Source organism: Catenulispora pinistramenti, assembly GCF_018274385.1.
Lineage (GTDB): Bacteria > Actinomycetota > Actinomycetes > Streptomycetales > Catenulisporaceae > Catenulispora > Catenulispora pinistramenti.
In genome coordinates this window covers 19,338-31,353 of sequence record NZ_JAAFYZ010000011.1, presented here as the reverse complement: position 1 = coordinate 31,353, position 12,016 = coordinate 19,338, and the positions used below count along the sequence as shown (strand labels likewise).

7 protein-coding genes are annotated in these 12,016 nt (G+C 70.9%); 2 read left to right on the top strand and 5 right to left on the bottom strand.

The annotated features are described in order from the left end of the window. Positions 1-15: 15 nt before the first annotated feature. The 5 genes from ftsX to KGQ19_RS05230 form a co-directional block, all read right to left on the bottom strand. On the bottom strand, positions 16-948 hold the full coding sequence (gene ftsX, locus KGQ19_RS05250) for a permease-like cell division protein FtsX (RefSeq protein ID WP_212007917.1): 933 nt from the start codon (positions 946-948) through the stop codon (positions 16-18). 57 nt (positions 949-1,005) lie between these two features. Beyond that, on the bottom strand, positions 1,006-1,695 hold the full coding sequence (gene ftsE / locus KGQ19_RS05245) for a cell division ATP-binding protein FtsE (RefSeq protein ID WP_212007916.1): 690 nt from the start codon (positions 1,693-1,695) through the stop codon (positions 1,006-1,008). Positions 1,696-2,163: 468 nt separating this feature from the next. Next, a complete protein-coding gene (prfB, locus tag KGQ19_RS05240; protein WP_212007915.1) occupies positions 2,164-3,270 on the bottom strand; it encodes a peptide chain release factor 2 in 1,107 nt (368 codons plus the stop codon). Positions 3,271-3,279: 9 nt separating this feature from the next. Beyond that, a complete protein-coding gene (locus KGQ19_RS05235) occupies positions 3,280-5,439 on the bottom strand; it encodes a protein kinase domain-containing protein (RefSeq protein WP_212007914.1) in 2,160 nt (719 codons plus the stop codon). A 194-nt stretch (positions 5,440-5,633) separates the two neighbouring features. Then, positions 5,634-7,541 (bottom strand): serine/threonine-protein kinase, encoded by a 1,908-nt coding sequence (locus KGQ19_RS05230; protein ID WP_212007913.1) that lies wholly within the window; start codon positions 7,539-7,541, stop codon positions 5,634-5,636. Positions 7,542-7,732: 191 nt separating this feature from the next. Here KGQ19_RS05230 and KGQ19_RS05225 point away from each other — a divergent pair, with 191 nt between their 5' ends. Together KGQ19_RS05225 and KGQ19_RS05220 are read left to right on the top strand one after the other, a co-directional pair. Continuing rightward, positions 7,733-10,558, top strand: a complete 2,826-nt coding sequence (locus KGQ19_RS05225; protein ID WP_212007912.1) for an FHA domain-containing protein — start codon at positions 7,733-7,735, stop codon at positions 10,556-10,558. A gap of 13 nt (positions 10,559-10,571) precedes the next feature. Further along, positions 10,572-11,963, top strand: a complete 1,392-nt coding sequence (locus KGQ19_RS05220; RefSeq protein WP_212007911.1) for a DUF4241 domain-containing protein — start codon at positions 10,572-10,574, stop codon at positions 11,961-11,963. The last annotated feature ends 53 nt before the right edge of the window (positions 11,964-12,016 follow it).

Below are 12,016 nucleotides of genomic sequence, written 5' to 3'. Positions count from 1 at the left end.
CCCCGAAGAACGGTGCTAGACCTTCAGGTATTTCCGCAGCGACAGGGCGCTCGCGCCGACCGCCATCAGCAGGCCCACCGGGATCAGGATCAGGACCGTCACCAAGACCTTGTCCCAGCCGATGAAGCTGGTGAAGGTGAAGTTCGGGGCCAGGACCCGGTCGATCAGGAAGAACTTGAAGCTGGCCACGCCCAGGGTCGCCACCGCGACGCCGCCGAGGCCGGCTACCGCGCCTTCCATGAGGAATGGCAATCGGATGTAGAAGTTCGACGCTCCGACCAGGCGCATGATGCCCGTCTCGCGGCGCCTGCTGAATGCCGACAGCCGCACCGTGTTCACGATCAGCATCAGCGCCAGCCCGACCATCACCACCGCGACCGTGGTCGCCGAGACGGTGAGGCCGTTGAACAGCTTGAACAGCGGCTGCAGGATGGTCCGCTGGTCCGACACCGTCTCCACGCCCTGCTGCCCCTGGTAGGAGCTGATCATCGCGTCGATGTTCTCGGTGCTGGGGTTCTTCAGCTTCACCCGCAGCGAGGCCGGGATCTGGTCCGGGGTCACGTACTGGGCCATCGAGGTGCCGCTGGTGCTGCCCGCGGACTGCTGCTGGTAACGCGCGTACGCGTCCGCCTGGCTCTCCGGGAAGACCTGCTGGACCAGCGGGTTGGCGGTCAGGTCGGACTGCAGACTGTTCATCTGGTTCTGCGAGGCCTGCCCGTTGGCGCAGGTGGCCGGGTGCAGGGTCGCGTCGTCCTTGGTGCACATGAACACCGAGACCTCGACCTTGTTGTACCAGTAGTCCTTCATGTGGCTGGTCTGGAACAGCATCAGCAGCGCGACGCCGAGCATGCCGAGGGCCACCGCCGCGGAGACGACGACCGCGACGGTCATCGTGAGGTTGCGGCGTAGGCCGATGAAGATCTCGGACAGGACGAATTGTGCGCGCATAGTGGGTCGGGACTCCTACGTGAGTTCTGCTTCTAGTGCTGCGGGGTCGTGGGCGCTCTAGCGGACGTATCCGTACACGCCGCGCGACTGGTCACGCACCAGGTTGCCGCTGTCCAGTTCCAGCACCCGCTTGCGCATCTGGTTCACGATGGCCTGGTCGTGGGTCACCATCACCACCGTGGTGCCGGCGCGGTTGATCCGGTCCAGCAGCTTCATGATGCCGACCGAGGTCTCCGGGTCCAGGTTTCCGGTGGGCTCGTCGGCGATCAGGACCATCGGACGGTTCACGAACGCCCGGGCGATCGCCACGCGCTGCTGCTCGCCGCCGGAGAGCTCGTTGGGGAACCGGCCGCCCTTGCCGCCCAGGCCCACCAGGTCCAGCACCTCCGGCACGGCCTTGCCGATGGTGGGCCGGGACTTGCCGATGACCTCCAGGGCGAAGGCCACGTTCTGCTCGACCGTCTTGTTCGGCAGCAGGCGGAAGTCCTGGAACACCGTGCCGATCTGGCGGCGCAGCTGCGGGATCTTCCAGTTGGACAGCTTGGCGAGGTCTTTGCCGGCCACGTGCACCCGGCCGGCGCTGGGCCGCTCCTCGCGCAGGATCAGACGCATGAAGGTCGACTTGCCGGACCCCGAGGAACCGATGACGAAAACAAACTCGCCGCGCTCGATCTCCAGCGAAATATTCTGCAGCGCAGGACGGTTCTGGGTGGGGTAGGTCTTGGTGACCTTGTCGAATCTGATCATGCCGGCATCGCCTCCGCGACAAGCGCAGCCCTCAGCGAGCCCAGGCGGGCACTTATGCGTACGCTCGGTCGTAGTGTCACAGTAGAGATGACAGTACACGCCGGAAGTAGGGGTTCATGGCCCCTTCGGCCGGGAAGCACAATCCGCACCGGCTGTCAGCGGGTACGGAACACAGGAGGTGAGGCGGCATGTGCTGTGAGCACCTAGTTTGCGCGAACTGCGCGGGACCGGTGTCCGAGGGCAGGTGCAGCGTCTGCCGTGGCCAGAGGGCGCAAATGCACCGCCAGACCGGGGGCCTGTCCCTGTCGACGGTGACCGTAGTCCTGTTGACCTTGCTCATCGCTGTGGCTTTTCTCACCACGACGATCCATTAAGGATCATCGCTATAAGTGGTGCCCATTAGCGTAGTAAAGAACGAGAAAGCCGCTATATAGAGCGAAGTGCTCTATATAGCGGCTTCTGTCCGTTTTATTCGTTCTCTCGCTGCTTGCGCCACCGGATCCCGGCCTCGATGAACTCATCGATGTCCCCGTCCAGCACGGCGGTGGTGTTGCCGGTCTCGTGGTTCGTACGCAGGTCCTTGACCAGCTGGTACGGGTGCAGGACGTAGCTGCGCATCTGGTTGCCCCACGACCCCGAGGAGTCGTCCTTCAGAGCGTCCATCCTCGCCTGATCCTCCTCGCGCCGCCGCTGGAGCAGCTTGGCCTGGAGCACGGCCATCGCCGAGGCCCGGTTCTGGATCTGCGAGCGCTCGTTCTGGCAGGACACCACGATCCCGGTCGGCAGGTGCGTGATGCGCACCGCGGAGTCGGTGGTGTTGACGCCCTGGCCGCCGGGGCCCGAGGAGCGGTAGACGTCGACGCGCAGCTCGTCCTCGGGGATGTCGACGTGGTCGGTCTGCTCGATCACCGGCACCACCTCGACGGCGGCGAACGAGGTCTGCCGCCGGCCCTGGTTGTCGAACGGCGAGATCCGCACCAGACGGTGCGTCCCCTGCTCCACCGAGAGCGTGCCGTAGGCGTAGGGGGCCTTGACGGTGAAGGTCGCGGACTTGATGCCGGCCTCTTCGGCGTACGACGTGTCGTAGACCTCGGTCGGGTAACCGTGCCGCTCGGCCCAGCGCGTGTACATGCGCAGCAGCATCTCGGCGAAGTCCGCGGCGTCCACGCCGCCGGCCTCGGCGCGCAGCGACACCAGCGCCTCGCGGGCGTCGTACTCGCCGGACAACAGGGTGCGCACCTCCAGCTCGCCGACCGCCTTGGAGACGTCGATGAGCTCGCCCTGCACCTCGGCCAACGTGTCGGCGTCGCCCTCGGCCTGGCCGAGTTCGAAGAGCACCTCGACGTCCTCCAGCCGCCGGTTCAGGGTGGAGAACCGGTTCAACTCGGACTGCAGGCCCGACAGCTTCGAGGTCACCGCCTGCGCCTTGGTCTGGTCGTTCCACAGGTCCGGGGCCGAGGCCTGCTCCTCCAGATCCGCGATCTGCGTGCGCAGCTTGTCGAGGTCGAGCACGGCCTCGATGGAGGCCATGGTCGTGCGGAGGTTCTTGAGCTCTTCGGAAGGATCTGTAGCCACGTGGCAAGCCTAGCCGGAGTAGGACACCCGCAGCTTCGTGGGAGACGCCGCCGTGACCACTGCGACCCGGCCGTCGGGGGTCTGGGTGGCGCCCGGAGGCAGTACCGACTGCAGGTCCCCGGTACCGGCCTGCCCGTTGGCGTTCATCGCCTTGACAGCGCCGCCGCCGGAGCGCACGAAGATATATGACGCACCGTCACCGGTCGTGGCCGCTGTAGGGAGACCCGACAGCGGGGTCTGAACAGGTGTCCCCCACAGCTTGTTCGTATAGGCGATCGCCATGACGCCCCCGTCGGAAGCCCGCGGTACGTACGCGGTGTACCCCGACGGCGCCGAGGTCGGGGCCAACGCGACGCCGGAGGCGAGGTTGCCGGTGCCCGGAACCGCCTGCCAATCGCTCCAGGAGTAGGCACCGGAGGAGCCGCTAGGAGTCCCTGTAGAAGTCATCAGCGTTCTACCGCCATCGACTCCGGCGACCACCACGGAGCCGTCCGGATTGGCCAGCGCGCCCGGGGCACCGTGCAGCTTCGCCGTCCCGACCGGCACCCACTTCGACGACCAGCCGCCGTCCGCATAGCTGCGCTGGTGGACGACTCCGTCGCTCTCCCTTATAGCGAACAGCTCCAGATGCCCCGCGCTAGTGGCTACTACAGCGGGCTCCGCTCCAGCCTTCAGACCGCGCAGCGGCAACCAGGAGTGGCTGGTCTCGCCGGGCAGGTACCAGACCGTGCCGTCGGTACCGGTGACGAAGACGAACAGGGTCGTCGTCCCCGAGGAGTCCTTAAAGACAGCCGTTCGCGGCCCGCCCTGAATAGAGACGGGAAGCTGCGGCAAGTCGCGCGCCGGCTGGAAGCTCAGCCCCACCGCGGTGGACCGTGTGGTGGTTTCGGGAGGGGTGGACACATTAGTGGCCGCTCCTGCGGGCCCCTGCGAGTGCGCCTTATTGTCCTTGCCCGAGTCGTCGCCCCCGGACATGCCCATGGCGATCGCGGCCGCCGCTCCCCCGACCAACAACGCGGCCGCGGTGGCGGCGATCCAGCGCGGTCGCTTGGCGCCGCCCGACGAACCTTCGGCGCGGTCCGCGCGCTCGGACCGCAGCGCGGAGCCGTCGTACGAACCCGTCCCGGAGCGCCGCCGCACCTCGCCCTCGTCCCGCTCGCGGATCGGCCGCATCAGGTTCAGGTGGGTGTCCTCGTCCTCGTCCTTGACCTCCGCGTTGTGCACCAGCGGGACGATGCCGCTGTGCCGCATCGGGATCGGGTCGATGGTCGGGTTGCGGCCGCCGTGCAGGCTGGCGCGCGCCGAGGACCGCACGTCCCAGCCGCCCTCGCGCGGGTCCGGGACGTCCAGGGCCGGCAGGTCCGCCAGCATCGGGGCCAGCTCGCGCAGCCGGGCGGCGAACTCCGAGGCGGTCAGCCGGGCCGCCGGGCCCTTGGCCAGGCAGGAGGCGACCAGCGCGGCCAGCGGGCCGGGGACGCCGGGCAGCGGCGGGATCTTGTCGGTGACGTGCCGGCGCAGTACCGCGCCGGGGTGGCCGCCGCCGAACGGGGTCCAGCCGGCCAGCAGTTCGAACAGCACGGTGCCCAGCGCGTACATGTCCACCGCCGGGCCCGGCTGCAGGCCCTCGATGACCTCGGGGGCCAGGTAGTCCGGGGTGCCGATGATCCGGGTGGCGCGGGTCCGGCGCGGGCCGTCGACCAGGCGCGCGATCCCGAAGTCGGCCAGCCGCGGGACCAGGGAGCCGCTGCCCCGGTCCAGCAGGATGTTCTCCGGCTTCACGTCCCGGTGGATGATGCCCTGGGCGTGCGCGGCGGCCAGGCCCTCGGCGACGCCGGCCACTATCAACACGGCGGTCTGCGGGCGCAGCGCGCGCTCGTCGTCCAGCAGGTGGCGCAGGTCCGAGCCCCGGATCAGGTCCATCACCAGGGCCAGGTCGGTGCCGTCGACCACCAGGTCGCGCACCCCGACCACGTTCGGGTGCTGGAGCGAGGTCAGGACGGTCCGCTCCTGCACGAAGCGCGCGATCAGGGTCTGGTCGGCGGCCAGGTCCTCACGCAGCAGCTTGACGGCGACCGGGCCGTCCGGGCCCTCGCCCTCCCACACGGTGCCGCAGGTTCCGCGGCCCAGCACCGTGGTGATGGTGTATCTGCTGCCGATCTTCCGCGCCACGAGGTCTTCTCGCTCCTGTCCGCTGGCTGTGTCCGCCGCGGGGGAAACGGGGGACACGAAACTTTCCCGCGCCGCACGCCTTTCGGGCAAGCGGGCTCGCCGTAGCGGTCGTCAGGTGGTCGACTCAGGCGGCCAGCGGGTGATCGATAGTCGTCTTCGGTTCCGTCGTCGTCACGGGGTCGTCACAGGGGTCGTCATCCGGTCTTGTCCGAGCCCGGGAAGGAGGAGGGCAGGTCGGAGGGACCCGGGATCTGCGGAACCTTCTTCTTCTCCAGGTCGATCTTCTGCGCGATCTGGTGCCATTCGCGCGAGACCCAGTTGTTCAGGTCGTGATGGATGCCGTTGATCTTGGCCATCGCCCAGTTCACGCCGGTGTAGATGCCGAAGCCGATGAGGGCCAGGATCGCCAGCTTGATCAAGCAGCCCATCGGCAGGCCGCGGCGCCGCTTGACGACCGTCTTCTGCGCCGCCGGACGGGGCTGTTCGCGCTCGCGTTCGCGCTCCCGTTCCCGCTCACGCGGCGGGGGCTGCTGGCGCGGCGGGGCGGCCGGGGCCTGCCTGGGCGCCTGCGCGACCGGTCGCGGCGGGGCGGCGGCGCTGCCCTGGAACTGCGTGGGCTGGTAGCTCGGTTGCTGCGCCTGGTACGGCTGCCCCGGCGCCGGGTGCTGGTAGCCCTGGGGACCGGGCTGCTGGTAGCCCTGCGGGGCGAACTGCGGCTGCGGCGGGTAGGAGGCGAGGCGCTGCTGGTGGGCGGCCGCGGCCGAGTCGGGCTGGTGCTCCTTGTGGAGCTGCTCCAACTGGCGCTGCATCTGCGGCGGCATCGGCGGGGGCGGGCCGCCCGCACGCCGGGAGACGCCGGCGCCGATCGCGTCCGGGTCCGACGGGGCGTCCCAGCCGGGGACCTTGCCGGGCTCGGCGGGGCGGCGGGACACACCGGCGCCGATGGCGTCCGGCTCCGAGGGCGCGTCCCAGCCGGCGATCTTGCCGTCGACCCGGGCCTGGCGCTGCGGGAGCGGGCCGGAGGCGGCCGACGCGGGCCGGACCACGGGGATGGTCGGCTCGATGGCGGACGCCGCGGCGGAGGCCGCTTTGGCGGCGGCCGCGGCGGCTGCCGGGGACACCGCGGGCAGGGCGGTGGTCGGGGCGCCGGCCGAGGCCGGGCCCTGGCCGGGCATCGAGACGTCGCCGCCGGCGGCCGCGGCGACGCCTCCGGCCATCGGGGGCAGGCGCAGCGTGCCGTACCGCTCCTCCACCGGCAGGTGGTAGGTGGGCTCGCCGTCGGCGCCCTCCGGGGTTCGGCCGATGGCGGCCCGCAGCTGGGCGGCCAGCACGGTCGCCGAGGGCCGCGCCTCCGGCTCCTTGACCAGGGCCGCGGCGATGACCGGCCACAGCCGCTGCGGGATCTCCGCGGGCCGCTCCGGCACGGTGTTCATGTGCTGGCGGAAGACGCTGACCGCGTCCGGGCCGCGGAAGACCGGGTGGCCGGTGATCAGCTCGTAGAGCATCACGCCGGCGGCGTACACGTCGGCGGCCGGCGTGGCCTTCTTCCCGGCCACCACCTCCGGCGCCAGGTAGTACGGCGTGCCGACGACCTGGTGGGTGCGGGTCACCGAGGGGGCGTCGGCGATCCGGGCGATGCCGAAGTCGGTCAGCAGCGGCCGCAGCCCGCCGTCGGCCTGCTCCAGCAGCACGTTGGCGGGCTTGATGTCGCGGTGCACGATGCCGGCCGAGTGCGCCACGGCCATGCCCTCGGCGACCTCGGCGACCAGCAGCCCGGCCTCGTCCGGCTCCAGACGGCCGCGCCCGGCCAGGTACTTCTTCAGGTCCGGGCCCTCGACCAGCTGCATCACCAGCGCCAGGATGTCGCCCTCGACCACCAGGTCGCGCAGCCGCACCAGGGAGCGGTGGTTCAGGCCGACCAGGGCCGCGCGCTCGCGCAGGAACCGGGTCACCACGTCGGCGTCGGCTGCGAACTCCTCAAGGAGCACCTTGATGGCGACGGCCTCGCCGGTGGCCCGGACCCGGCCGCGCCAGACCGCGCCGAAGGCTCCGCGGCCGATCTCGTCGTCGAGCTCGTACCTGCTTCCGATCGCCCTGCCCACGCTGCTCCTCATCCCCCCAAGTACCAAGGACCACTGCTGTTAACCCGCGCACTCCACACACACTCGGCGCGACACGGAGAACCCTCTCTATAGACGCCTGGGCAGCTTAAGAAGAACCCTCCAGGGCAAAGACTATGGCTTGAGAGGCCATCCGTGTCGCGTAGCTGTCACCTCATGCGAGGATGCACCCCATGCAGATCCGGCTCACCGTCACCCGAACCCAAGGATCCCGACAGACTTCCGCTGACGTTCTAGTGACCGCCGAGCCGGGCGCCACTCTTTCTTCTGTAGCGCAGCAGTTGCGCACCGCTGCGGGGGTCAGCGCGCCGGGACGCCTGTTCGCCGGGTTGGACCCGCTGGAGGACGAGGCGCCGCTGGGCCGGCCGCTGCTCGTGGACGGTGCGCGGCTGTGGCTGGACGTGCCCGGCACGCCCGCGACCTTAATCGGCAATCTCGCGCTATATGTGGTGTCCGGGCCGGACGCAGGAGGCGTTCACCTTCTCACTCCTAAGGATGACGGCTACGGAGGGGAACTCCCGATCCGGGTCGGGCGCGGGGCGGACGCCGACATCAGGGTGGATGATCCCGATATCTCCCGGATCCACGCCGAGCTCCTGGTGCGCCACGAACACGAGTACACGCGGGTCTACGTCCGCGACCTCGGGTCGACCAACGGGATGACGCTGGACGGCGCGCAAGTAGGGGGCGCTCCGGTAGAGATGCGCCCGGGCTCTCTATTGCGTATGGGCGAATCCTCTATAGCTCTCTCCGTTGAGGCTGGCGGCGTTCCGGACCTCCCTGTGCACCCCGACGGAAGCGGCCACGTGTCGGTCGGCCGGGTCGGCTGGGGACGCGGTCCGGCCGATCCGCCCCAAGTACGCATCGACCTCCCGCCCCGCCCTACTGACAAGGGACGCCCCGCGTCACGCCGTACCGCGATGGAACAGTACGAGCGGGAACGCGCGGACGCGGACCGCCGCATCGCCGGCGCACTCACCGCCGAGGCCCGCATCCGGCGCGAGGCGGCCCCGGACCCGGCGACCCTGCTGGTGTCCGCGGTACGGCCCGACGCGCGCCTCTGGGAACGCCGTCCCGGGGAGCCGGACTTCCTGCGGCTGCGGCTCGGAACCGGGGCGCTGCCGTCGAACGTGACCGTGGTCGGCGGCAAGGCAGTGCAGCCGCGCGTGCCGACTGTGCCGGTGACCGTGGACCTGGCGCAGTGCGGGGTGGTCGGCTTAGTGGGGCCGCGTCCGGAACTGGCGCGGCTGGCGCGCTACGCGCTCGCGCAGGTGGCCGGGGCGCACAGCCCGAAGTACGTGGAGATCGTGATGATCGCCCCGGAGAGCGCCGCCGGGAACGGCGCCACGGCCGGCGAGGAGAACTGGCGCTGGACCAGGTGGCTGCCGCACCTGATCCCCGAGGACGACCAGGACTGCTCGCGGCTGTTGGGCTTGGGCCCGGAGCAGGCGCGGGCCCGATTGACGGAGCTGGTCGACCGGATCCGGCAGCGGACCGGGCGCACGCCCCCTCCCGGGCCGGGCGAGACCTCTACCCCGGATTCCGGCCGCGCGGTGGTGCTGGTCGTCGATCCGATCCGGGCGCTGACGGGCTCCCCGGAGCTGAACGAGGTGCTGACCGAGGGGCCGGCGGCCGGGGTGTTCACCCTGTGCCTGGCCGAGCGTCCCGGCGATCTGCCGGCGCAGACCGGTGCGATGGTCACACTGGGCGGTGAGGTGAACTCCCGGCTGCGCGTCGACGCCCCGCACTTCGCGCCGGTCGAGGGCGCGGTGGCCGACATGGTGTCGGTGGCGTGGGCGGACCGCTTCGCGCGGGCGCTGGCGCCGCTGCGGGACCGTACCGACGTCCCGACGTCCCCGGACGAGCAGACCCGCATCGACCGGGTCTCCCCCACGTCGCATCTGCCGGAACAGGTGCGGCTGCTGGAACTGCTCGGCCTGGAGCTGCTGACCCCGGCCAAGCTGTCCGCGCGCTGGGACGCGCACCCGGCGACGCCGCGGATCGCGCTGGGCCGGGTGGCCGACGGCCCGCTGGCCGCCGAGCCGGCGCACGTGCTGATCGGCGGCGACGCCGGTTCGGGCGTGTCGGAGATGGTGCGGGCGGTGGTGGCCGGGCAGGCCGCGACCAACCACCCGGACACCCTGGACATCGCGCTGGTGTCGGCGGGCCCCGGCAAGCCGCTGGCGTCCTGCGAGGACCTGCCGCACGTGTTCGAGTACGTGGACGCCTCCGCGGTCGGCGAGGAGGCGTTGGAGCGGCTGGTGCGGCGGCTGGAGTACGAACTGGACCAGCGGGAGTGGCCGCCGGAGCACGAGGATTCGGGCGCCGGCTTCGGCGGGACGCCGGGGAGTCCTTCGGTGCAGCCGATGCCGTCCTTGTCTTCATCGCAAGGCGGTCGGTCGACCGCCCTGGTCCCGGTCGGTGTGAGCGCGGGGCGCAGGATGCCGCCGCGGATACTGCTGGCCGTCGACAACCTGACCGCGCTGGCCGCCGAGCACCCGGCGTTCGTGGAGGCGCTGGCCGGGCTGGCCGACCGGGGGCGGCGGTTCGGGCTGCGGATAGTGCTGGGCGCCTCCGTCATCGAGACCGCCGGTTACGGCGCCCCGGGGAACGCCACCGGGGAGCGGGCCTTCCTGGCCGCGCTCAACGCGCCGGTGTGCCTGGCCGCGGATCTGCGGGTGGCGATGCAGACGTCGAACCCGGAGGCGTCGCGGCTGGTGCTGGGCGCCGGGGCGGCCACCGCGGCGCCGGGCGGGCCGTATCTGCCCGGGCGTGCGCAGGCGAAGCTGCCGTCGGGGGCGGTAGTGCCGTTCCAGGCAGCGGGTATCGGGGTTCCGATGGCGTCCTCGGCTTCGCTGTCGAATCGGCCTATGGTGCGCATTCAGGACTGGCACGAACTGGGGGACCCAGTGCGCGCGGTGCGCGCCCGGCGGGACGCGGACAGCGGACCGACCGATCTGACGCTGCTGATCGGGGCGTTGAAGAAGGCTGTGGAATAGGGGAAGGCTGGGGATGGAGGCGACGCGCGTCGAGGTCGCGTACTGCGAGGGCTGGGATGCCGCGGCCCATGCGATGTTCCGGCCGCTCAAGGAAGAGACCGCACGGGAACGGCACTCCGCGGGGCGGCGCTATGCGGTGTTGCTCAGTATCGATGCGGAGCCGCGGGCGCTGGTCCAGGTGGACACCGGGGCCGGGTATGTCGGCGTGTTCGCGTTCGACTTGGCGGGCCGGCGCTCGCTGAAGTTCTCCTACCGGGACCTCGACGACCACCTGATGCTGCGCGAGCTCAAGGCGTGGCGGCATGTGGACGACGAAGAGCCGGAATTCGGCGCGGACCTGCGGATCACGTTCCGGTTCTGGCCGGACGAGCCGGTGCGGGCCACGCTGGACGACGCGCGGCGGGGACAGTTCACGAGCTACGTGAAGCTGCCGGGTCCGCTGCACCGGATCCCGCTGCTGGAGTTCGGCCGGTGGCCGGTGGACGGGTGGCTGCTCGGCGCCTTCGAGCCGCTGGAGTTCGGCACGGCGCCGGATCCGGAGACGGAGGCCACCGGGGCGTTCTGGGCGCCGTGGAGCGCCCCTGAGGGGGCGAAGCCGACGGCGTTGGAGGCGCTGTTCGTCGCGGGGGCGCGGATCCGGAACGGGCAGGGCGACGTGTTCGAGGTGCGCGAGCCCGGGGCCGTCGGGCGGCTGCGGCTGACGACCGGGCGGGTCGTGGCGGCGGATCCGGCGACGGTGGAGTTGCAGGGGGAACAGGCGGCGGCGCCTTATACGGTCACCCTCGCTCCGGGTGAGTACGCGATGGAGACCGCGCGGATCCGGGGTGCGGGGCGGCAGGTGGACGTGGTCGCGGCGGCCCGGGTGGTGGTGAGCGGGGCGGCGACGGAGACGTGGGAGTTGGCGTTGCGGCCGGGGCAGGATGAGCGGCTGTTGGGGGCGTCGGAGTTCTTCGGGTTCGTGGTGGACTCGGGGACTGCCGCGTTCATGGACGCTTCCGCGGTGCCGGCGCTGGCGGCGTATCAGGATGCGGACGATGCCGAGGCCGCGGAAGCGACGATCCCCGGGGATGGGATCGGGGAGCTGCTGACGTTCCCCAGCGGGAAGGGGGACGGGTCGTATCCGGTGTGGATCGGGCGGGACGCGGCGGGTGCTGTGACGTGTCTGGTGGCCGATATGCGGTTGTTGGGGCGCGGGGTGGAGGTGGAGGCTCCGGGCTCTGCAGAAGGCGCTCCGCGCTCTACAGGGAACGCTATAGAGCCGGCGCGACAGGTGCCCGGGGAGGCGGTGCTGGAGGCGCGGGACGTCACGGGCGTGGAGACGTTCTCCTCGCAGGGCATCCTCGAGTTCTTCAATGACACCGCAGACGCCCAGGCCGAATTCTGGGCCCGGCGCATGGGCCGCTGAAACAGCCGGCCGCGCCGCACACCATAAACAGCTGGCCTCCGCATTGAACCCGT